Raw genomic sequence first — 22,748 nt, 5'->3', positions numbered from 1 at the left:
GAGAGCATAGTGAGCTACGATTTCCATGTGGGCCAGAAGGTCGTCTGTATCGATGACAAGTTCAAGCATGTCAGCATCGACCAATTGATCCGCAAGGGCACAATCTACACGATCCGCTGGGTCGGCGAATATACGCATTATGTCGACGGCACCTTCATTGGCGTGAAGCTCGAGGAGATCCATCGCGGCAATGACGACGGCCCCGAAGGCTATGGCGCCGACGATATGCCCTATCGCGCCACCCGCTTCCGTCCGCTGGTGAAGGACAAGATCGCCTCGCTCAGAAAGCTGCTGGCCCCGACGCCCGATGCGCCGGTCGAGCCGAAGGTGAAGGTCAAGAAGACGGAAAAGGTCTGACGGGCAGGGAAGGGGCGGCGGCGAAACCCCTGCCGCCCTTGCCGGCTGTCTTGACGCAATTGCGGACGGAAAACCGCTCAGCACTTTTCCTGGAATTGCGCTAGGCTTGCCTTGCTCTGGCAAGCCCATGCTCGATCAGCCGGCCGACGAGCTCCTGATAGGAAATGCCCGAGGCGCCCATGGCCTTGGGGTACATGCTGATATTGGTGAAGCCCGGCATGGTGTTGATTTCGTTGATGACAACGCTCTCATCCGGCCGGACGAAGAAATCGACGCGCGCCAGCCCTTCGCATCCCAGCGCCCGGAAGCCATCTGCCGCCATGCGCCTCAGCGTCTCGGCCGTTTCAGCCGGGATCTCAGCCGGAATGGTGATCACGGCGCCGTCCTGATCGACATATTTCGCATCATAGGAATAGAAGCCGTGCGTCGCCGCAGTGGCGATCTCGCCCGGCACGGAGACGAACAGCGCGCCATCCGGCTGCTCCAGCACGGCGCATTCGATTTCCCGGGCGCGGACGAATTCCTCGACGAGCACCTTGCGGTCATGCCGGAAGGCATCGGCCAGCGCGCTTTCGAATTCCCTGGCGTCATGCGCCTTGCTGACGCCGACCGACGACCCCTGGCGGGTGGGCTTGACGAAGACCGGCGAGCCGAGCGCGCTCACGATTGCCTCGAAATCCGGCTTTTCGCCACGCGTGAGCGTGACGGAGCGCGCAACCGGCAGGCCTGCCTCCCGCAACAGCCGCTTGGCGATATCCTTGTCGATCGCGTTTGCCGAACCCAAGATGCCGCAGCCGACAAGGGGAATGCCGACCATCTGGGCAAGGCCCTGAATGGAGCCATCCTCGCCATAAAGCCCATGCAGCACCGGAAACAGCACATCGACCGCCGCGATCTCCCGTGCGCCGTCGCCTTCCAGCGCCAGCAGCCGACCCTTCGCCCCAGGCAACAGGCAAACCTCCGTGCCTTCATAGGCAATCGGCTCGCCCAACACGCCGCCCTCCGCCTCGACCAGCAGCCAGCGCCCGGCGCGATCGATCAGGATCGGCACGACCTCATATGTCCCGGCATCGATCGCCCGGATGACATTGCGGGCCGACATGATGGAAACATCATGCTCGCTGGACTGGCCACCAAACAAAACGGCGACGCGGAGTTTCGACATGAGGGCTGCTCTCCCGGGCAAGAGGGTGTGACGGATGGGAGGGTTTAAACGGGGGATTGCAGCTAAATTGGGGAGGGGTGGTGGTAGGTGTGCCCTTGGAAACGAAATACCTTTCTATCCCGAATATCGCTTTAACGACTACGGCGACAAGGACCTTCTGGTTATCAAGATTGATCTTTACGAAGCATGCTCTTTCAGCGGAGCCCTGCTGGCATTGGGTCAGGATTCCTTGTTTGCAAAGTGAACGTTTCATTCACCCTTGCGCGCGATCTTGCGGCTTGGATAAAATCTTTGGTTGTATATACGATTTTCTGGTGCGATGTAGGCAATCGGGACATTTCTGAGTGACGGCCTGGAAAAAGGAGCAAATTTCGAACGTGAGTCACGATTTTTGGACAGCTGTCGTTAAGATTTATCTTGTGATCAATCTCTCAGCTTGGGTCGTTATCAGCACGTATTACATAATTAGAATAAACAGGCTCGCTGCTTATTCGAGACGATACGGCGATTTTACAATTATTCTCGGTGGATCTCTTCTAACTCTTATAGATTATAAAGATCCGCGCTGCCCCGATTATATTAGAAATGTGTATATTAATCTCCTTGGGTATTATTTTATTTTCACCGGTTTATGTTTTCTACCCTTGGTGGCATTCAGAGTGTTTGTTTGGCCGTATTTCCGCTAATGCTTTGCCTGTCCGTTAGATTTCTAGCTAAGTTCATTCGAGATGAGTGTGATCGACGCCGATTACGTCATCTGTAGAACAATCGCTGCTGAGGCGGCCAGAATAATCCAAATGGTCTATCTACATTCCCGGGAAATCAATCGGGTGATCGCTAGAGTCGCTAAAGCTTAGATCGGCCAATCGTAGGGGTATGGATTTGACGTGAACAACGCTCGTTGTTGTTTCATAAGTGGTGCGGCCCCTAAGGTTTGTCCCTGATGAACATGAAAGCCTAGGTTTCCCAGGGTTCCGAAAGAAAATCGTTCATCTGTCCGTTGCAGAAAGTGCGATTATCGGTGGCCTGGATTGCCTCATGGGCAAAGAAAAACCCGCTTTCGCGGGCTTTAAAGTTCATAATGGAAAGCGTCGTCACGCCAATCCAAGTCGTTGAACGTCAGACCTTCGATAAAATCTGGCAATCTTGCCGGTCGGTTCAAAGATCGGTTTGATCCCTTCCTTGTCCAATGTCTGCTTCAAACCGGCAATCTGTCTGCCATTCTCACGGGCCATTGTGCTCAACGAAATGTGCTTATCCAGAAATTGCTCGACGGCTACCGGATGGACGAAACGTTGGTGGACGCGAGTGCGAGGATGACGCCGCATCTCTACCGGGAGGACCTCGCGCTTAAGGAGTTCGTCGATGGTGACGGTCGTCGTGCGCAGTGCTTTCTCTAGCGCAGCTACATCAAGATAGTTCTCGGCCTCATCAAGGGCCACGTGCGGAAGGACCTCCTGCGGATCAACGAGCAGGTTCTTAAGGAGCAGCTCATCGCCTGACCACGACACCTTTGTCAGCTTGCCGCCGAAAATGAGATCAACGATCTCGGGAACCTTGCAATGGCAGATAGCTGTGGCGATGTGGATCGAGACGAGGCCATCGTTCGACACACAGTTCCGTTGCGCCTTGAGCCGTGCCAGGAGGCTTACCACGCTTTCACGGGAGATGCGCCGGAATACCCTTGCATAGTCCTCCGAGTTCGCATGATACGGCAGGTGTCCCTGCTGCAGAAGGATATCAAGGAATTGCCATGTGCAGCCCAGGAGGCTGGCTGCCTCAGGTGTCGTGACGAACTGTGTCTCCAGGACCAGCTGTTCATGCAGAGCTGCACGAGGAAACACGCGTGCGGCCTTTACACCACCATCCGGGGTGGTCGTAGTGAATCCGTATTTCTCGATTACGTTCTTCACCCGGTCAGGCGTAAGCTGGTACTCGACGGCCGCAGAGCGAACGGTGTGGACTTGACGTTCCTTGACTTCGGTGAGGAAGACATCGCCTGCCTCCATGGGAATGTGCTGCTCGGCGTGGCGCTGAAACAGCTCAACGACCGGTCGATAGTCAGGGTCATTCACGAACTTCCGCAGCCAACGACGTGCTACGCCGTAGATATCCATGAATTCGGTGGCAGTTTCGATAGCCGCATGAACGTGGTGGGAGAGAAAAGACAGGACCGCTTCTTTGCCCTGCTTGGCAATCAGGAAGCCCTCCCGGCGGCATGAGCCATTCATGAATCCATCCGGAATGCGGTTTCGCGCACGTCCGTCCTCAGGAAGGTTTTTAAAATGCCCCATGACGGTGCAAAACTCTGCCGCCACATAGGCCGGGAGTTCGTCCAGAAACTCGGACGCTTTTCCTGCGCCGTTCACGCGGTTAGAGAAGTAGACATCAGCCAGGTCCGGCTCGCGAATTTCAGGAAGGTTCCAACACAGTGCGTCGCCACGACGTGCGATCCATGCGGTGATATCGCCAGCCGAGATTGCCTCCAGGTCGCACCCGTGGATCGGGCATGTTCCGATCACCATCCACCGCCATGCAGCACGAACATAAGGACGTGTGACCGCGCGACCATGCCCTGCAGCCATGTCCTGACAAAGGCAATGGCGGCAAACCCGGAGAGTTGCCATTTCCAATTGTGACCGCCGGACGGATGTCGCCCCGAAGGTCGTCACATTATGCCCGGTCAGCGCAAACCTTTGGAGGCGTCGTTTTGGAACGCCAGACCAAGCCGACAACAAGCCCGCAGTCTCATCATTCATAGTCTGCAGCCCGGACAGGGGCAGGTTGGTCATCCAGCAAAACTCATCCAGATTACGGTAGCTGTTGGCTTTCGCCATCCTGGAAACGAACATTACGTGGCACTCGTCATCATGGAGAGCGACTTCTCGGGCAAGCTTTGAACCGAACATCATCACTTCTTTCGTTTGGCAACTGGTTTACGCAGGTCGGCGAGCGCGTTCTGGGGTACGATGTCCCGCCACTTGCTTCCACGGAAAGGGTTGTCCTCGCGCAGACAGGCCTTGCGGACTTGGTACACACCTTCAAAATCAGACAGCGTGACCTTCCGGCGATTAGCGTCAATCGCGGCAAAGCAGGCTTTTTTGACGTCGTCACAGATCGTGCCGAAGCGTCCTTGCCCTGCCAGTATGAGGCGCGCCGGAAGCTCGTCCTTTTCAGTCCAGCCGGGTTCAAGGCCCGCGTGCTTTACGACGATATTGGACAAAATCTGTTCAGCCGCCCTCACGTCCCTTGGGTCTTTCAACAGTTCAAGGCGAACGGTGTTTGAACGGTTGCCGATCTGGTCATCGCCTCCCACGATGAATTTTTCCAGATCGGTAACGCCAGAGAAGATTGCATGCAGGGGCCAATTCTTGATCTGGAGAAGGCTCTTCACGTCGCTCTGCACGGATTTGATGGCGAACTCCGTGTTGTGGAGCACCGTGTCCTGCATTTCGTCGATATGCAGGTACTCCACCCTCTGATCGCGCAACTGATCTTTCAGAAAATCGTACAGCTCGGGATTGCTAATTCGTTTGTTACGAACGACAGCGCCAAGCTCCTTCAGGATTTTCAGGGCGAGTTCCCTGGAACTGCACGGCGACGGTGCTTCAATGCTGATCAAGGGGCGCATCCACTCGCCCTCCTCATCCTGATACGGTTGGAAGCTCGCCTTTTCGCGGAAAAGCTCCTCTAGCATGCGCGACTTCCCCGTATTGGATTCACCGATCACGAAAAGGGCGCGTTCCTTAAAGCCACCACCCTCACGGCAGGCTTTCGCGTTGGCAATGAGGTCATCAAGGTGTTTGCTGACCTCATGATATTTTGCGTAGCGCAGGTACAGCTTGTGGAGATGCAGCTTGCGGTCCGACGGGGTCATAGTGAGGGCGTTCATGGCGATGCTGGCGTCGGTCATTCGATCTCTCCAAAATGCGAAGGTTCGTCATTGTTGTTGTCGGCATAGGCGTGAGCTTCCGCAGTGCTTTCCAGCATCTCCTCGATGGTCGGAGGACCGGCAAACTCACCATCCAGCGGACCGACGTAGCCATCGTGGAGCGGGTCGTAGGCGATTTCGTCTTCGTGCAGTTCCACCTCGTCGACCTTGTCCTCCTCAGTGAACGGGCGGCCTTCGAACAACTGGTCGGTAGCGTGCGAAATCTCTTCCGGGCGCAGTGTATGAAGGGAGATTCCCGCGCGCATTGCAGCGCTGGCACCGGCACGACGCATGACGTTGATCGCCTCGTACATGATCGGCAGGTTGGCTTCGGACTTCACCCCGTTGCGGCGATTGAGGTCCTGCTTGGCAAGGTACCATTCGGCCAGTGAGATGTTCGTCGGCATCCCGATGCGATTTTCGACCGTCAGCCAACCTTCGCCGGTATAGACAGACACGGCTGAGAGATCGTTACGGTGGGTGCGAATCTTGTACTTCTTCGAGCCATCCTTGCGGCGGAGGGTTTGCAGAGCGTCGGAGTTGTAAGGAATTCCGTGAACCGTCACGCCCGCGCTGTCGATCACGCGTTCCGTGGTGACCCCGAAGATGTGGCGTTTCTCATGACGTCCGGGCATGGCACGCACACGGTAGGTTTTGGTTTTCTGAACCCAGGCTTCGTGCGGGGTCAGATTGTTGAGGCGTGCAGACGGGCGATTGTGGTGGATGTCGCAGATTGCGCGGATCACCAGATTGATGAACTCGTCGACTGCCAGAGCCGCGTTTTTCTCAGCGTCATAGTCGTTCTTCTCCACCACGTTGGAGAAGGTGCGCCCGTCGAAGAACATCATGATGTCGCGCGCAAGCGTTTTGAAAAGACTCTCGATGAAGGGGCGCTTCCAGGCTTGACCGGCGGGCGGACGCGTCAGTGCAATCTTGCACAGGAGGAATGCGTCACGCGTAGCATCTGCGATGTAGGGCGCACCATTGTCCGTGTAGACCACCTCAGGACGGAGCCCGAACCAAGGCGTTTTCGCACCCACCAGCTTGGCGATGTGCGTCTTGTCGGTCATTACCATTTCAAGGGTATCGACGACGAGGGCCGATGACGGATTGCGGCCGCCTTTAAGGGCCAGCATATAGTTGACGGACGTGTCCACAGCACCGCAGAACCAAATGCGCTGCGGGTTCTCGATCAGGTATTCCTGGATTGCCTTGGGAAGCAATTGAAAGAAACCGCACGTCTGCATGGCCGTCATGGCATCGGCATTCCAATCGTCCATCTCGACGCGTTCACCAGGACGTTCGGTATCGTAGGAATCCATTTTCGGCTTGAACTGGGCACGAGCGAAGGGAAGCCCTTCGCGGCCCGCAACGACCTCGAACTCGTCCATGGCATCAATCAGAGCTTCGAAACGCTTGCGCCCGGGAGCAATGAGCGGTGCCTTCCCCACTCGATTTTTGTTCTCCTCCGCGATGCGGGCGTGGACATCACGCAGCAGCTTCGCCTTCGACGGCTTACGACGGCTGGCATAGTTGCGTGCTTCCTCCAGCCAGATCGCATAGCTCTCGGCGCATTCGACCTTCTGATTGCGGAACCCGGGTCCATTGCGACGGTAAATGAGAGCGCGAACATCACGACCGCAGCTCATGTACTCGCGAAAATGACGGTTAAAGCTGCGGACCGAAGGCGTGTTGAAAAAGCTCGTGCTGGCATCGCAGCGCGTCTTGCGCTTGGTGCCCTCCTGTTCTGTCAGTTCCTGGGCCTCGATCTGGATTTCGAGGCTCCATTTCTTGAGCAAACCCGCAAGTTTCTCGCTACGTGGGAGCTTGCGACCGGTTTCCGCACAATGCTGCTCATAGCGAAGGATCAACGCCTCGTGAAAACGAGCGATGGCCACGTTACGCGGTTTGAAGTCGTCGACGCGCTTGTCGCCGACGAGATGGCGCAGTTTCGTCTCCGTCTTGGTGTGGAAATTGTAGTGGACCGAAGCCGTCTCGTTTTTCAGCGCCTGACGGATTTCAGCATGGGAGATACGCGTCTCGAAACGGTGGTCCGTTTCCCTTTGGAAACGGTATTCCTTGCTATCGTAATCAACAGGGACCCAGTTGGTCCCACGGTAGGTGAACCGGTCGAGAGGGCCCATTTCGGTGATCGGAGTGTAGTCGGTCATGTTCGTTTCCTTTGGACATAGCTTCGCCGTCCTCAGGCACGACGTGTCTGAGTTAGGGCAGGATTGAGGTTGGTTAGAGGTTGATGTTGAACCAGGTCAGTTCATTGACCCGGCCGCGTTGAACAGGTTTTAGGACCTGCAGATCGATCAGCCGCCAGATCGCAATGGTGCGATCCGTTCGCTCGACATGTGGCGCATACAGCTGGAAGAACTGTATCTGGCTGCCGCTCTGCCCATGCAGCTCGCTCAACAGCGAGCGTACATGACCCTCATCATGAAATTCGCGAGACCAGAGGATGGTCTTTGCGTTGCGAAAATCGTCCTTGGTCGCGTGCCGTTCAGTCATGATCCTCATGTCATCGAACAGCGCACGATGTATTTTCTGGACACCGGCGAAGACCGGTTCGAGTTCGGCTTTTTCGCACTCGTATTTTACCGCGATGGCTAAACGGAAACCGTTTTTGAACCTGGCCCAGTAATCGAAAATGTGTTCCCGTACTTGTCCCTCCGGATCGACATACGTCACCTTCGGAAACTGGGAACGGACCTCCACGATGCCGTGGCGAGCCTGGATGATAGCGGAAACCTGCTGTTCCAGCTCGCTTTCATGCTGGACCTGGCGATTGTCGAATACCGACGCGCCGTTGGTTTTCAGCATGTGCTTCACAGGAACGTTGCGTGCGCCACCGTGAAGGTGTGGCGGCACCCAAAGTTCTGGTTCATCGTGGGGGTTGGGGGAAAAGTTGGTCGCGCTTACCATTTGGACGTACGCATCCCGACCATTGCGTTCTTATCGGCATCAATCCCGCCATCCTGGAAAACCTGGAAGCGAGAATGAACCCCTTCTCCGTTGCCGGAGCGCAATTCGGTCAGAATGGCACGACGCACCAACACGTGGTGCAGCACATTTTTTGATGGGCGCATAGATACCTCCTGGGCGCACATGGGTGGCAGCCCATCCGGAGGTAGAGGACACAGTGTCCTTACTTCAGATGGAGCTGAGGAAGGTCTTTCCTAGATTGACGATGCGTATCATCGTGGGGCTCCGTGTTTGAAACTGGCGCAGAAGATAGTCAGCGGCGGTACCGAAAGTCTAGCGGGGGAAATTTGCGCGTTGGGAATATGGTTAACGAAATCGATACGGGCAGTCCCAGCTCGGGGTCTCCAACAGTTTAACAAACTGTATGCGCACTGCGTCCGCCATTCTCATTTTTCGCCCTTCACAACGATCCGGAAGCTCCAGACAGAGAGGGAAAGCATAAGATAAGCCAATAGGTTCCCAATGTCGCAAGGGTCAATCGACGGTTATTCAACGTGCTGTTAACCTGGGAAAACTACCTTGGATTGAGACAGGAGTTACATCCTAAAGCGATTTGGGTCTTGAAATAGTGCGCCATATGCACTATTAATATGCGTGGAGTGATCAATGCCGGTGGTGATTCAGTTCGGAAAGATGAAGATTCATGTGTATCCAAACGACCATAACCCACCGCATTTCCACGTATCCACTCCAGACCATGATGCACTGATTTTGATCGCCGATCTAACCGTCCTTCAAGGTGAAATTACGAGGAAAAACCTTGATAAGGTTATTGAATGGGCATCAATAGACGAGAATAGAGAGACGCTAAAAAATGAATGGAGTCGCCTCAATGAACGATGACCTCATCTCTGTTGGCACCCCTCTGCCTCGCGCCGCGAAGGCAGAGTGGATCGAAAAGCGACTTGTTCGCATTACCTGGAAAAATGGAAAGACCTCGGTTGTGGACTTAGCACCCGCCCTACTGAGCCGAAGAGTGTATATGCCTCTGCGTGAAGATGACGCTTTGTTCGCGCAGCTTAAAGTCGATGAGTACGGCACGGGCATTGAGTGGCCGGGCGGTTTGGACTTTTCGGCTCTGTGGCTTAGCAAACTTCCATCGGCAGAATTTGATAACGCATCTTTTCGCGACGCCATGGACGACTTGGGCATGACGTTGGACGGAATGGCTGCTGCCTTGGAAATCTCCAGGAGGCAAGTCGCCGACTATAGAAAAGCAAAGCCGATTCCGCGAAATGTTGCGTACGCGACCCGTTATCTTGTTGATTCCGCCCAAAAAAACGATAGACACCCCGAAGCGATGACAGCGTAGGCTCGAACTGTCATCCTTAAGGAAGGTCATCGGCAAATGCAAAAAACAAACCCGCTCTTGAGTAAGGGTTTGTTTTTTGCTGCGACAAAGGTGGGAAGTATCCAATCAACTTAAATCGTGTAATTTTCCCCGCCGAAAACCTACTTGATGATGGCCGCGTCCTCTGGCCTTTGGCCAGGCAACAATTGCAATCCTAGCTCTTTAAGAAACTCGTTGTGCTTGCTGCGCGCCGCGATGATTTCCAGTTCAATCGATTCCAGCGTTTCGTGTACTTCTTCAAGATCGATCCGCTCCTCGACCTCTGTCAGGCTCACATATCGCGAGATGTTGAGGTTGTAGCTGTGCTCGTCCCGGATCGTCTCTATTGGAACCCGCTTTGAATAACGGTCCTCTTCTTTCCGGAACTGATACGTCTCTACGATCTTTTCAATATGCTTGGGTAAGAGCTGGTTTTGCCGTTTGCCTTTCTCGAAATTCCCTTCGCCGCTCGCGTTAATAAATAGCACGTCATCTGGCTTTTTGCATTTCTTCAGAACGAGAATGCAAACTGGGATACCGGTGGAATAGAACAGGTTGGCGGGCAAACCAATGACTGTGTCGATATGACCGTCATCCAAGAGCTTTTTGCGAATATTGGCTTCCGCGCCGCCTCGGAACAAAACTCCGTGCGGAAGGATAATGGCCATTGTTCCCTGATCGCTTAGATAATGGAAACCATGCAACAGGAAGGCAAAATCAGCTGCCGATTTTGGCGCGAGCCCGTGGGACTTGAACCGTACATCGTCCGCTACCGCGTCAGACGGCTCCCAGCGATAGCTGAATGGCGGATTGGCAACGATTGCGTCAAAGTAGGGTTTCTTGGCCGGATTTGCCTCGCGCAGTTTGTCCCAATCGTTGAGCAGCGTGTCCCCGTGGAAAATCTCGAACTCGGAATCCTTTACCCCGTGAAGCAGCATGTTCATGCGCGCGAGGTTGTAAGTTGTAATGTTCTTCTCCTGACCGAAAACTCTTCCGATGGTTCCACCATCTTTGGTTATCCGGTTCCGCACATTCAGCAACAATGATCCAGAACCGCAAGCAAAGTCGAGAACGCTGTCCAGGTGCTTCTTCTTGCCCAAGGCAGGGTCTTGGCCGTCCAATGTCACAATCGCCGAAAGGATGTCCGAGACCTGCTGCGGGGTATAAAACTCACCGGCTTTCTTCCCCGATCCCGCTGCGAACTGGCCGATCAGGTATTCATAGGCATCGCCGAGCGCATCCTGTTCCGATGAAAATTTTGAAAGTCCATCTGCGATCTTGGAAATGATCTCGTGGAGCTTCTTATTGCGGTCGGTATAAACTTTGCCGAGCTTGTCCGACGCGAGGTTAATTTCCGAAAACAATCCCTGAAAATTCTGGCCGAAGGACTCCTCCTCAATGTGAGTGAACGCCTTTTGAAGCGTATGGAGCAGCTCAACATCCTGCCGCCGCGCCATGTCAGCTATGTTCTCCCAGAGGTAATCCGGTTCAATGACATAATGGACCCGGCGGCGCATGAGGTTTTCAAACTCATCGACATCGTCAGGATTCTCTTCATACCAGCGTTGCAGCGGGGTTATGTGACCGTTCGGCCCAGGATATTCCTTGCCCAATTCCTTCTTGGCTGCCGCTTCGTAATTGTCCGACAGGTAGCGTAGAAAGAGGAAGGACAGCATATAGTCGCGGAAATCGTCGGCATTCATCGCACCGCGCAACTTATCCGCAATAGACCAGAGAATTTTACCGAGTTCTTTTTGTTGTTCTTCGGTCACTTCGCAGCCTCCTGCTGGCCTGTAATCTCTGGCAGTTCAAACCGATAGCGCTCAATGAATTCAGAGTAGATTTTTTTAAACAATTCTTTCGTGTCAGCCACCATTTCACGCGGCTCGTAAACCGAATATTTTCCGTGGCTTAAAAGGTTCAGCGCACGCGCATAAAGCACTTCGTCGTCCAGTCCGTGGATGCAGCTTGAAAAATCCTTGGAACCGAAGAAGAGCGCGGTCTTTTCCATAATGCTACGGAGCATATTGAAATGATACGTGTATATCTCGTCTCCCTCGACGGCCTTCTTTAGCTCACCCAGCGTTGCTACGTGGTGAAAAAACGGCGTTTCGTCGGTTCCCCGAAGCGTGTAGGTGTCGGTGCCAGTTGCACGGTGGTAGAAGTGAACCTTCGTATTATGATGCTTTAGTTCGTTCACAATCACGTTGAAAAATAGCCCGTGATGGGTGGAGACGATGGCCTTGATTTTTCCTTTGCCGCTCTTCAATAGCCGAGCCAAATCGTTTGCTACGGCAATGGCGTTGTTGTCATCCAACGACGAAATGGGATCGTCAATATAAATATTCTTTACCCACGCGTAAGAAACGTGCGCATCGACTACCAGCTCGCAAATGGCAAGGAACATGCACCAGATAAAGAGATTCTGCTCGCCGCGAGAAACTTTGATGTTGTCTTCCCTGTCCCGCGAAAATCGAACCTGCCATTTTTCATAATCAATCCTGAAATCGAAGTCGGCATAGCGTTCGAGATAGGCAAAAATCTTTTCTTCCAAGGCAAGCTCCTTGAACCCTGAAAAGAACGCCGATTCTGAATTGACGACGAGGTGGCGATCCGTATCGCCTTGTAAGTCGTTGTTCCAGTAAAACAAATCTTCGGTAAAGGCATTGAAATAAAGCGTGTCCTTTCCCGAGCCCTTTTTCTTTGCTGACTCTTTGAATTCCATCGAGAGCCGCGTTTTTCCCGTCCCATTGTAGGCGAAGAGGAGGACGTAGTCGAAATCCTTCAAATCGCTGCGAATTCGAGTCACCACGTTGTTCAGAGATTTGTAGTCGTGAATTTTTGGTTTGTTAGCCATGCTCCACCTCGCTGACAGCGGGGAAGAGGCGTTGCATCAATCCCTCTTTGTGAGTGCGCAACGCGTCGAGTTTTTGGGATTGCGCAGTAATGGTCTCAGTTATTGAGGAGAGGCAATCTGCGATGCGCATTTGTTCGGGTAGTTTCGGGCATCGAACCCGAACTGCACTGAAATTTGATTTATTTATGATCGGAACAGCTTGCCTTCCTGCAAGTGCTGCGATTTTTTTCGATATGCTGCTGAGGAGAAAATATATGAAATCACTTGAATGATATTCGTTCGGAACTATAGCGTTTATCTGTTGGTTTGTGGCACATGCTTCCTTGTTCTGTGCCATCTTCCCAATCGTCGAACCTATACAAACAAAGAGAACACTGTTTTCTTTAATTTTTCTTACTACGGAAAGTCCTTCATCTGACAGATTTATCTTGGTGCTCTCGATGAAGCGAGCGTCAGAAATATCTGCTGGAGAAACGAACTGCCAGCGATCTCCATAGTATCTCGTCTGGCTAGTGCTCGGCGTGCTTCCAGTGACAACATCGCCAAAATCACCGATTGCTTTCTCCTCCCACTCCAAGTCGTTCTCAAACTCCCGAAAGCGGCGCTTGGGGATGGTTTCGCCTTCAGCGGGAAAAAGTTCCTGCATCAGCCCTTTCATCTGAAGCTGGAGAGCTTCGAGCTTTTGCCCTTCAGCTTCGATCAATGCGTCGACGGAAAACAGGCAGTCGGCAATTTTTTTTTGTTCTCCCGTCTCCTTATCTGGGAAGTACACTCTTCTTTCCTTCAGGACTGAAAAATGTCTCTTGTAAGCTTGCATTTGCAGAGGATTGGCGTGCAAGGCTTGAAACAGATACAGCGTATCAACAGCTTCCGAGCCGCTGAATATTTTTATTCCGTCAGCTCCCTGGGCGAATGACTTATTAAGGAGCTTCAAAACACAAGTGTGATCTCCAAATACGATTAGCGGAAGTTCGGAATCGATGACGGCATCTGCGTCGTCGGTCCACCCAGCGAGCTGATTTTGAGATTGATCAATTATCGGAAAACGACCAGTCGTGTTGTATTGCGTTGTCGGGATTTTTTTGGGAGGGACGACTGTCCTAATAAGATTTGATAGCCTGTCGCAATTCCAGCCAATTGTGCCTTGGAATTCAGGAAAACGGAGATCGGGGAACTTTTGATTGTCGTCGCTGGCTCTATTGGTCATAAGCATTCAACCCCGATATCTCGCGCCCACCACTCAACTTGTGAAGTAACGGCGACAGGTCTTCCACCAGCTCTAGTTCCTTCTTATTCTTCGCTTTCCAACCCAGCTGCAATGGCTCAAGTAGTTCGCTCAACCGCTCACCGTCAAAAATCATTCGCCGGAGGATGCCATCCACAAAGAGTTGCAAGGGGGTGGTTCCCAGGCCGTGTTTTTCAGCAATCGCAGCAAGTTCCTTTGCGTTCTTTTCCTCCTTGAACCTGCCATAGCCCTGGCGGATTTCCTTCTCGCTTAGCCCTTCACCTTCCTTAAGCGTGTAAATATAGTCTCGTATGTCCTCACGCTCATCCATGAACTTGGCATCGGACGCAATGAGGCCAATGAGCTGGTCCCGGCTCATATTGGTTCGGCTCGGTTGCTGGGCCGAATACTTCGCCATGAGGGCTATGATGTAGTCATAGTCAATGACGGCAGACGCAAAAAGAACAAACTCAAAATCTAGCTGTTGGACTTCAGGCGAGGCATCCTTACCAGCCTTGTCCTGTAAGGCTTTGAGTTGTTGCGCAGTGGTGATGTAAACGCCTTTGAATCCCTGCAGCTGTTCCTTCGGGATCACATGCTCTATTGCTTGCTTCTGCTCTTCGTTCAAATCGGTATATTGGTCGAGCTGGGTTTTGAGGCGTTGCACTTCCTTGAACAGGTTGATGAACTGACCACGCGCAGCATCACCCCTTAGGTTTGCGACCTCCTCGGGCTTGCCTTCCAGGCCTTGCGATTTCATGAATTTGCGAAGTTCTTGAATGGCGCTATCCAGTTTATCAATCACTACGGGCGCTTGATCCACAAGCCATATTTCCTTGGCCCGGTCAGACTGACCGCCCGAGAAGAGGGCGATGGCATCGTTCACCGCGTCTTGCTGTTGCCGGAAATCAAGAATGTTGCCGTAAGGTTTCGTGTCGTTAAGCACGCGGTTGGTGCGCGAAAACGCCTGAATCAAGCCGTGATATTTGAGATTTTTATCGACATAGAGCGTATTCAGGAACTTGGAATCGAAGCCTGTCAGCAACATGTCCACGACAATGATGATGTCGATTTTCTCGGCATGCTTCAGGTCCTGGTTCGGATACTGCTGGTCCTTGATGCGCTTCTGAACATCCTGATAATAGAGATCAAATTCGCCGATGCGGTGATTGGTTTTGTAGCGCTTGTTGTAGTCGGCGAGGATTTCATCAAGTGCGGCCTTCTTCTCATCGGGCGCAACCGAGTTGTCAGCCTTTTCCTGCGGCAAATCTTCCTGAATCTGCTTTATGTCCGGGCTGCCTTCCGCAGGCGGCGAGAAGACGCAGGCGATATTGAGTGGCTGAAAATTCGGGTTTGCCGCAGACCTGTCTGCTTGGATGATTTTGAACAGCTTATGGTATTCTATTGCGTCATTGATTGAAGCAGTAGCCAGAATTGCGTTGAACTTGCGGCCATTGGTGGCAGCATCGTGCCTTTCCAAGATGGCTTCCACGATTGCCTTTTTCGCCAAGGCTTCGCCCGGCTTTGGCTTGCCCTTCCCATCCGGCCTGTAATAGTCGATGTGAAATTTCAAAACGTTGCGATCATCAATCGCGTCTGTGATCGTGTAGGCGTGAAGCTCGCTCTGAAAGATATCAGCCGTGGTCTTATAGGAAGCCTGGCCGCCTTCTATTTGGTGATAGCTAGCATTTTGCTCGAAGATTGGTGTTCCAGTGAAGCCGAATAGCTGGGCATTCGGGAAAAATTCCTTGATAGCCCGGTGGTTCTCGCCAAACTGCGAGCGGTGGCACTCGTCGAAGATAAAGGCGATGCGCTTGTCGCGGAGCGGCTCAAGCCGTTCCTTGTAATTCTGCCTGTTGGTTCCATCCAGAGCCAGGCCAAGCTTCTGGATGGTGGTGACAATCACCTTGTCGGCATAGTCGCTGGAAAGAAGGCGCTTCACCAGCGTCGATGTGTCTGTGTTTTCTTCGACGCAACCTTGCTGAAATCGGTTGAATTCTTCGCGGGTTTGTCGGTCGAGGTCTTTGCGATCCACCACAAAAAGACATTTTTCAATATCTGGATTGTCCTTGAGCAAGGTTGAAGCCTTGAACGAAGTTAGCGTTTTTCCACTGCCCGTCGTGTGCCAGACATACCCGTTTCCTGTCTGCTGATGGATGCACTCCACAATCGCCTTCACCGCATAAATCTGGTAAGGACGCATCATCAATAGCTTCTGCTCGCTGGCGACCAGCACCATATAGCGGCTGATCATTTGCCCAAGCGTGCACTTGGCTAGAAACTTCTCGGCGAAATCGTCGAGTTGTCCGATCTTTTTGTTTTTCTCGTCTGCGAATTGGTAGACAGGCAGAAAACGCTCATCGGCGTCGAAGCTGAAGTGACGGTTGTTATTGTTTGCGAAATACCAGGTTTCAGAGCGGTTGCTGACGATGAACAACTGAAGGAAGCACATCAACGTCTTACCATAGCCGTTCCCCGGAACGTTCTTGTAATCGACGATCTGCTGCATTGCCCTGCGAGGAGTGATTTGCAGGGATTTCAGCTCGACCTGAACGACAGGAACGCCGTTGATCAACAAGATCACATCATATCGATGATGGCTATTCTCGGTATTGATACGGAGCTGGTTGACGACTTCATAGGTGTTTTTGCACCAGTCCTTAATGTTCACCAGTGTGTAGTTGAGCGGCGTCCCGTCGTCCCGCTCAAAGCTGCTCCGCTCGCGTAATGTGCGAGCGGCGCTATACACGTCGGGTGTGATAATCGTTTCAAGAAGTCGAGAAAACTCGCTCTCGGACAATTTGACCTTGTTCAGGGCCTCAAATTTTTCCCGGAAATTGTTTTTCAGAGCATCGAGGTCGCGAATATCTGCCCGGTATGCATATTTAAGGTCGGTCAGCTTGCCGATCAGAAGCTGTTCTATCTGTTGCTCGTTCATGAACGATCTGCCTCATTTCCTTCCCGCCGAACGATCCATTTTTCCAGTTCGCTTCTGCGAAAGCGCCATGAACCGCCGACCTTGAAGCCGGGAATTTCCCCTTTGGCCACAAGCGCATACGCGGTCTTCTCTTTGAGCCTTAGATACTCCGCGACTTCCCTGATGGTGATTATGTCGTCGTCCATTACTTAAGCCTCAACTTTGAGTCGCGAACCTAACATAAGGGCCGCCAGAAAAAACAGGAAAAAACCGGAAACGAAACGGCTATCACCAACAGCCGAAATTTGCCTACCGAACTGACGAAGGCTTTGGCGAACGTTTTGGGAGATAGGCCGCCGGGTCGCACCACGCCCTCCGCAAAAAAAAGCATTGACGCCCTCGATGTTGTTCTCTATTTGTTCCATTCATGAAAAACGCGACCCTACACATCATACGAATATCCCGCTGACCCACCGCCTCGCGAGAGGCTGTCGTCAATTGCGTGTATATTCGAGTTGTGTAGATGAGTATTCAGTCGTTGCCTTCTGGCAAGACGTCCCGTACGTCGCAAACCATTCTTTCCCAGCCCAAATTCAACCGTTGCGTAGGCCGTTTCGTCGCCAGGGACCAACTGGCGCGTGATGTGGCGTGCTTATTGGAATTCGAAGACGAGATTTCGAGCTGGAACTGCCGGTCTCTACAGCTGCGCCATGGGTTTGACGCCTATTCTCCCGATTTCGTCGCCGAACGTCAGTCTGATATCCTGGTGATCGATGCCGTTGGGCAGCGTCGCCCGCCCCCGTGGGTGGCCGAGGCAATCATCCGCGAAGGGTTCACATACCGGACCATGTCGCGTGGAGACATCGATCCAATCCGTCTGAAGAATTGCAAAGACCTGCTTCAATGCTCGGGCGGTGAAGTCAGCTTGGGGGATAGGGTAAGATTGCTGTCCGTCCTGGATGAGCAATTTTCCCTGACCCTGGCTGAAAGCCTCACCGTATTCCAGGAAACCAAGCCTATACGTGGCCTCGCAAATATGGTCGCTGCGCGTTTGATCGAGATTGATCTCGACACTGCGCTCATCGGGCCAGAGACCGTTGTTCGCCGCTATCGCGGCTAGACCCATCACCACAACATATCATGTTCGAAGTCGTGGCTCAGGCCGCGAGGAGGGTAACTGTGCCTAAAACAAAGTATTCACTGAAGACGCCACAGGATGCCGCGTTGTACTGCACGCTTAGGCGTGCACTCAGGAAGGCCCCTGATTTTATCAGAGGCGCTGACTGCGTGGTCCTGCTGAATGTTCCGTCAGACCGATCTGGCGAGGACTACGATACATGCGCCGAAAATCTCTTGCTTCGATTTTCTGCGGATCGGGATGACATCGCCTACATGATGATCGCGGCTACCGATAAGCCAAGGACCATTCTCAAGAGGATGGATGGGGACTTCAGCCGAAAGCGCCGCCTTCTCATTTTCAGGGAACAGGGTGCCGAACTTCCTTTTCAAGTCTCATTGAAGGTTGACGTCGAAGTCGACATCCCGCCGATCTCGACTGTGGACTTTCGGATTGGATGCCGGATTGCTTATCAGATCGACGTCAGTCCCACTGAAGCGAAAGAGGCGATGTCTTATCCACTGCTGCATGTTTGGGCGGCATTGCGGCGAGGTCGTCCAATCAGGAACGCGTTGGCGCGTCTGGCCGAGGCATCTGCCCTTGATGCCAAACCGTCGAGTGCCAAGAGCGAAAGCCTGCCGCCGTTGCAGGGCATGTTTGGCTATGGCCAAGCCAAGGATTGGGGAATGGAGCTTGCCCAGGACTTGATCGACTGGCAGCGAGGTAAGATCGATTGGTCAGAAGTCGATACTGGGATCGTTCTGTCAGGACCGCCAGGAGTTGGAAAGACGCAATTTGCGGCCGCGCTGGCCCGGCAGTGCAATGTGCCGATCATCGCGACATCTTTGGCGAGATGGCAAGCAAGAGGTCACCTTGGTGACCTGTTGAAGGCTATGAGAGGTGACTTCGAGAAGGCGAAGGAAACTGCACCGTGCATTCTATTCTGTGACGAGCTGGACAGCTTCGGCGACCGCAATTCCTTCTCGGCCGATAACAAAGACTACAGCACGCAGGTGGTGAATGGCTTTTTGGAGCTTTTGGACGGGCTCGACGGGCGTGAAGGAGTCGTCGTGATCGGCGCAACCAATGCTCTCGGTCGTGTCGATTCTGCCATTTTGCGACCCGGGCGATTGAACAGACATGTGGCTATTCCCCTCCCGACTGCGTCAGACAGGATCGCCATCCTCCAGCAACAACTCGGTCAACCTCTGCCGAGGAAACAGCTTCCAAAGTTGATGGCAGCCACCAACGGGTTTTCCGGAGCTGATCTCGCCAAGGTGGCCCGAGATGCGAAGCGTATTGCTCGACGGGCCAAACGGGATGTCACCATGGCTGACATTGCGAAATCGTTGCCAGAAATGGTGGCGGTCACAGGCGAATTGCGGCGGGCGCTCGCGGTTCATGAGGCAGGCCATAGCGTTGCAGTCATCGCGCTCGATCATGGCAAGTTCTACGGGGCCATGATCATCGATCATACGCGTAATGACAGTGAGACGGTGCCGGGTGGTGGGGCATACTTCGAGGTACCCAACGTCGCATACCGCACCGTCCAAACCTACAGAGATCGAATTGCAGTGTTGCTTGCGGGGATTGCTGCCGAGGAGGTGCTCCTAGGGGCGGTGAGTGATGGAGGTGGCGCGGGCCCGAACTCTGATCTCGCCCAAGCCACCCGTATCGCTACTATGCTACAGAGCGGCATGGGCATGGGTAATCGCCTTCGACATAGCCTGGCGAAGAGCGACCGCGACCTTGAAACACTTCGACTTCACGACCCTGGTGTCGCCGTCTGGGTGGACGATGTACTCCGGATCGAATTCGAGCGGGCAAAGCACATTATCCGCAGCCAGCTGAAACTCGTTGAGGCTATTGCCGACGAGCTGGAGGCGAAGGGGAAAGTTTCTGCCGATCAGGTCGCAAAGATGGCGGCTAAGCTCGACGCCTCCGTTCGCATAGCGACCTTGGCCTGAAGCCTCGCACTTCTTTTGCGCCCCGCGATGCGTCTGCATCCAGCGCCTCCTTTTCCCTCACATCTTTGAAAGTTACAGCCATGAAAGCATGGATCATCAGGGACATGCACGTCACGCACGCAGATATGACTGCCGAAATTGACATCCCTCGCGCCGACATCTGCGTCTGCGCAGGCGATATTTCTGGTTTCCTCGCATTCGGCCTCGAATTCCTGAAACGTCGGATCGCTCCAACAATGCCGGTCGTCATGGTACTTGGGAACCACGACTATTATGGGAACACCATCGACGGTGCCCTGTCGGAAGGGCGAAAGGCCACCGGCGAAAGCAATATCCGTCTTCTGGAAAACGAAACGCTCGAAATCGGTCATGTCAGGATCATTGGCGCGACGCTATGGACTGACTATCAGGTTCTGTGGGGCATCGACGATGAGTTGCAGCTTCCTGATCGTGCCGAGGCCGCCGTGTACTTCTGCCGAAGAAGCATGCTCGATTTTCGCGAAATCTACGGCTCGCCTCCGTTTCGTGAGGGAATGCCCCGGCTCATCACTAGTCGCGAGATTATCGCCAGGCATGCAGAGAGCAAGGCCTTCATCTCTGCGAAAATGGCAAAGTCTTGGACCGGCAAGACCGTCGTTCTAACGCACCATGCGCCGTCTCCACGACCATTGCTGAAACAGTACCAGGGTGACGCCACCAACGCTGCTTTCGCCAGCGATCTCACTGACGTCATCCAGAACGGGCGACTTGATATCTGGATTCACGGCCACATCCATCAGTTCCAAGACTACGTCGAGGGGCATACCCGGGTGATCTGCAACCCACTCGGCTATCGGCATGAACGTGGCAAAAACGGGTATCGCCATGGCTTCGTGATCGAGCTTTGAACCCGAAAGGATGTGACTGTACCCAAAGGAGTAAATCAAAATGTCCAGCAAGCTGGTTCTAAAGCCACTTTGGAGCAACGGCTCCTGCACCTACGCGATCACTTTAAAGAAGATGTCGGCGGAAGACAGGCGAGAGGTCGAGCAACTCGCCGACGAGGCGGGCTACATTCGCAATAACGGCATTTGGGCCCCGCCCAGAGTGGCAGGCAGGATGTCAGACTTTTTCCGCGCCATGGCCAACGCTGGTTTCGGCCTGGAGTTTGACGATCCAGAAGACGCTCTCTTCGACCTTCACCGGTTGCATCTCTCAGCTGATACCCGAGGGGAGCTGGAATGGCTCAGGGATTTCGAACTGTACCACCTGTCGGGCTGGACGCCGGTGCAGGCAGAGGGAAGGGTAGACGGACATCATTTTTATTTTCGTGCGCGTGGGAGTTACTGGCGGTTCGAATTGGGTGGCAACGAACGAGGGACAAGGTCACCGAGATGGTGGCACGAGGAACCTTGGCCCTCGGTGACAGGTTTCGAAGCCGGTTACATGTCCGATGAGGAGGCCGTTTGTTGTATTCTGAAGGCCATCGATCTTTTCCGAAACGGGGATAACAGTCACTTCAAACCGGAACATCCAGATATGGGCGGACGATCCTGGAAGGGTGGTCAGCAGGCGCTCTCAGCCTGCGGATCGTCACCATCCGGCTGGGCATTTCCTCGACAGAAGCCATCGCACGAATGCGGGCGTGGGGGATCAAACTGCCGTACACCGCCGACCGGGAAGTTCAATATGTGGAGTCGCTACCCGTTCGGCGGCTTAGGTCGCATGTTGGTCGCTAAGCAGGAGAAACCGAAACACCTCGCGAGCGATGCTGGTGACGCAACTAACGTACATGTGGAGAAAGTTCTAAAGTGAGCTATCTTATGGAGAAGCGCTAGCTCGCTCTGCTAGAGGAAGAGACATGAGAGACCGAGCATGCCACGTGTCGTCTTGGGGATTGTAAATGCCTGGAAGGGGGTAGCAGCTATTGATCAGTAGGAAGTCTTTGATATTGAAGGTTGCAATCGGCAATTGACTCACCAGCGCCGCTGCCGCGATATGGAGGTCCTGTCCGAAGCGAATTCTTTTCGCTCCTGGATGAGATACGATGAGATTGCGGAGTCGGGGATCGGCAGCCAAATTCCCCCACACCTCGGCAACCTCCTTTCCTGTCTCCAGGATCGGCATGCCGGTGGCGATAAGCCCTTGGTACCAGGTGGTGAGTCTGACGGCTTTGACGGGGTCACGAGAACAAAGCTGCATGATCCCCTGTTGAAACTCGACGATAGCAGCTGCTGGGATAACGAGGTTCGGCGCACCTTTTATAAACCGGAGGACGTGCGGGTTCGGCTTAACCCTGCTGGTTTCGCTTAAAACGCACGTATCGAGTAAGTATCCGGTCGTCATGGAAATGCCCGCTCAATTCGAATGCGAGCAACGTCCGAAATAATGGTTAACAGGCGATTAACGGACCTTATTCCCTCGGAATTGCGTTTCGAGCCGCCGCTTATGGGAGCGAATTATGAGCAAAGAAGATAGACATCCCAGAGAGCAAGACGGAATGTCAGCCGACATGGTCGCCATTCCGAAAGAGGGAGAGCTACGGCGTTTCTTTGAGCGGCTGCGAGCCACTGGGACGCTCAAGGTAAAAGATGGCGGCCACGAATTTTTGATTAAGATTTCAAGATCACAGATGACAAATGAAGCGAGGGATTTTTTGGCTCGTGGGGGACCGATATCGGAATAAAGTCCCTAAATGGCGACTGGCCGGGACTCAAGCGATCATTGCCCCGGCAGCACTTATTCACCGAGCGAGACCGAAAAGAATGCCTGGTCCCTTCTGGGCGTTTGCTGATCAGGGGTCGAAGCCCTTGACCCACTCCTTTGTGGGTATTGGGCCGTCACATGACGAGTGCAGCCGCCACGAGCTGATCGCCTAATTCCTTTGCGAAATTCTTCGCGGCTCTGTTCAT

General features: G+C 53.6%; 20 protein-coding genes. 8 read left to right on the top strand and 12 right to left on the bottom strand.

The genetic code is table 11. The features are described from left to right. The first annotated feature begins 9 nt into the window (after window positions 1-9). Entirely contained in the window at window positions 10-357 is a 348-nt protein-coding gene (locus AB8B29_RS13980; protein WP_034483120.1) for a hypothetical protein, read from the top strand. A gap of 100 nt (window positions 358-457) precedes the next feature. Here the strand turns inward: AB8B29_RS13980 and AB8B29_RS13975 are convergent, their stop codons facing one another. The 6 genes from AB8B29_RS13975 to AB8B29_RS13950 form a co-directional block, all read right to left on the bottom strand. Beyond that, window positions 458-1,522, bottom strand: coding sequence for a D-alanine--D-alanine ligase family protein (locus AB8B29_RS13975; RefSeq protein ID WP_113119066.1), 1,065 nt, complete (start codon window positions 1,520-1,522; stop codon window positions 458-460). Between the two features lie 1,094 nt (window positions 1,523-2,616). Further along, on the bottom strand, window positions 2,617-4,434 hold the full coding sequence (locus tag AB8B29_RS13970; RefSeq protein ID WP_439006578.1) for a TniQ family protein: 1,818 nt from the start codon (window positions 4,432-4,434) through the stop codon (window positions 2,617-2,619). Then, the gene (locus AB8B29_RS13965) at window positions 4,434-5,435 is read right to left on the bottom strand and encodes an ATP-binding protein (protein WP_439006577.1); all 1,002 of its coding nucleotides are present in this window, start codon (window positions 5,433-5,435) and stop codon (window positions 4,434-4,436) included. The genes AB8B29_RS13970 and AB8B29_RS13965 overlap by 1 nt, the downstream gene beginning before the upstream one ends. Next, the gene (locus AB8B29_RS13960) at window positions 5,432-7,624 is read right to left on the bottom strand and encodes an integrase (protein ID WP_439006576.1); all 2,193 of its coding nucleotides are present in this window, start codon (window positions 7,622-7,624) and stop codon (window positions 5,432-5,434) included. The genes AB8B29_RS13965 and AB8B29_RS13960 overlap by 4 nt, the downstream gene beginning before the upstream one ends. 73 nt (window positions 7,625-7,697) lie before the next feature. Then, window positions 7,698-8,384 (bottom strand): hypothetical protein, encoded by a 687-nt coding sequence (locus AB8B29_RS13955; protein ID WP_439006575.1) that lies wholly within the window; start codon window positions 8,382-8,384, stop codon window positions 7,698-7,700. After that, window positions 8,378-8,548, bottom strand: a complete 171-nt coding sequence (locus AB8B29_RS13950; protein ID WP_157835782.1) for a hypothetical protein — start codon at window positions 8,546-8,548, stop codon at window positions 8,378-8,380. The genes AB8B29_RS13955 and AB8B29_RS13950 overlap by 7 nt, the downstream gene beginning before the upstream one ends. Window positions 8,549-9,050: 502 nt before the next feature. Between AB8B29_RS13950 and AB8B29_RS13945 the strand changes: the two genes are divergently transcribed. Both AB8B29_RS13945 and AB8B29_RS13940 read left to right on the top strand, forming a co-directional pair. Next, window positions 9,051-9,287: a DUF4160 domain-containing protein gene (locus AB8B29_RS13945; RefSeq protein WP_439006574.1), complete on the top strand. Its 237-nt coding sequence runs from the start codon at window positions 9,051-9,053 to the stop codon at window positions 9,285-9,287. After that, window positions 9,277-9,756: a DUF2442 domain-containing protein gene (locus AB8B29_RS13940; protein WP_439006573.1), complete on the top strand. Its 480-nt coding sequence runs from the start codon at window positions 9,277-9,279 to the stop codon at window positions 9,754-9,756. Before AB8B29_RS13945 ends, AB8B29_RS13940 begins: the two co-directional genes overlap by 11 nt. A 140-nt stretch (window positions 9,757-9,896) precedes the next feature. On the opposite strand, the gene AB8B29_RS13935 is transcribed toward AB8B29_RS13940, so the two are convergent. The 5 genes from AB8B29_RS13935 to AB8B29_RS13915 are packed head-to-tail and all read right to left on the bottom strand — an operon-like array spanning window position 9,897 to window position 16,979. Beyond that, window positions 9,897-11,546 (bottom strand): type I restriction-modification system subunit M, encoded by a 1,650-nt coding sequence (locus AB8B29_RS13935; RefSeq protein ID WP_439006572.1) that lies wholly within the window; start codon window positions 11,544-11,546, stop codon window positions 9,897-9,899. After that, a complete protein-coding gene (locus AB8B29_RS13930) occupies window positions 11,543-12,631 on the bottom strand; it encodes an AAA family ATPase (RefSeq protein ID WP_439006571.1) in 1,089 nt (362 codons plus the stop codon). The genes AB8B29_RS13935 and AB8B29_RS13930 overlap by 4 nt, the downstream gene beginning before the upstream one ends. Next, the gene (locus tag AB8B29_RS13925; RefSeq protein WP_439006570.1) at window positions 12,624-13,838 is read right to left on the bottom strand and encodes a restriction endonuclease subunit S; all 1,215 of its coding nucleotides are present in this window, start codon (window positions 13,836-13,838) and stop codon (window positions 12,624-12,626) included. Before AB8B29_RS13925 ends, AB8B29_RS13930 begins: the two co-directional genes overlap by 8 nt. Then, window positions 13,828-16,794 carry a type I restriction endonuclease subunit R gene (locus tag AB8B29_RS13920; RefSeq protein ID WP_439006569.1) on the bottom strand — a complete coding sequence of 989 codons (2,967 nt, stop codon included), beginning with the start codon at window positions 16,792-16,794 and terminating at the stop codon, window positions 13,828-13,830. The genes AB8B29_RS13925 and AB8B29_RS13920 overlap by 11 nt, the downstream gene beginning before the upstream one ends. After that, window positions 16,791-16,979 carry a helix-turn-helix domain-containing protein gene (locus tag AB8B29_RS13915; protein WP_439006568.1) on the bottom strand — a complete coding sequence of 63 codons (189 nt, stop codon included), beginning with the start codon at window positions 16,977-16,979 and terminating at the stop codon, window positions 16,791-16,793. The genes AB8B29_RS13920 and AB8B29_RS13915 overlap by 4 nt, the downstream gene beginning before the upstream one ends. Window positions 16,980-17,296: 317 nt before the next feature. Between AB8B29_RS13915 and AB8B29_RS13910 the strand changes: the two genes are divergently transcribed. The 4 genes from AB8B29_RS13910 (at window position 17,297) to AB8B29_RS13895 (ending at window position 21,651) form a co-directional block, all read left to right on the top strand. After that, window positions 17,297-17,893 (top strand): hypothetical protein, encoded by a 597-nt coding sequence (locus AB8B29_RS13910; RefSeq protein ID WP_439006567.1) that lies wholly within the window; start codon window positions 17,297-17,299, stop codon window positions 17,891-17,893. A 167-nt stretch (window positions 17,894-18,060) separates the two neighbouring features. Then, a complete protein-coding gene (locus AB8B29_RS13905) occupies window positions 18,061-19,857 on the top strand; it encodes an AAA family ATPase (protein WP_439006566.1) in 1,797 nt (598 codons plus the stop codon). Window positions 19,858-19,937: 80 nt separating this feature from the next. Then, window positions 19,938-20,744: a metallophosphoesterase gene (locus AB8B29_RS13900; RefSeq protein ID WP_439006565.1), complete on the top strand. Its 807-nt coding sequence runs from the start codon at window positions 19,938-19,940 to the stop codon at window positions 20,742-20,744. Between the two features lie 40 nt (window positions 20,745-20,784). After that, window positions 20,785-21,651: a hypothetical protein gene (locus tag AB8B29_RS13895; protein WP_439006564.1), complete on the top strand. Its 867-nt coding sequence runs from the start codon at window positions 20,785-20,787 to the stop codon at window positions 21,649-21,651. Between the two features lie 6 nt (window positions 21,652-21,657). Here the strand turns inward: AB8B29_RS13895 and AB8B29_RS13890 are convergent, their stop codons facing one another. After that, window positions 21,658-22,182 carry a PIN domain-containing protein gene (locus AB8B29_RS13890; RefSeq protein ID WP_439006563.1) on the bottom strand — a complete coding sequence of 175 codons (525 nt, stop codon included), beginning with the start codon at window positions 22,180-22,182 and terminating at the stop codon, window positions 21,658-21,660. Window positions 22,183-22,297: 115 nt separating this feature from the next. Between AB8B29_RS13890 and AB8B29_RS13885 the strand changes: the two genes are divergently transcribed. Next, window positions 22,298-22,522 carry a hypothetical protein gene (locus AB8B29_RS13885; RefSeq protein WP_439006562.1) on the top strand — a complete coding sequence of 75 codons (225 nt, stop codon included), beginning with the start codon at window positions 22,298-22,300 and terminating at the stop codon, window positions 22,520-22,522. Window positions 22,523-22,748: the final 226 nt, after the last annotated feature.

The organism is Rhizobium sp. 11_C7_N12_5, assembly GCF_051811145.1.
Lineage (GTDB): Bacteria > Pseudomonadota > Alphaproteobacteria > Rhizobiales > Rhizobiaceae > Rhizobium > Rhizobium lusitanum.
Note: the sequence above shows the minus strand (reverse complement) of the source record. Positions and strands in the feature narration are given on the sequence as shown.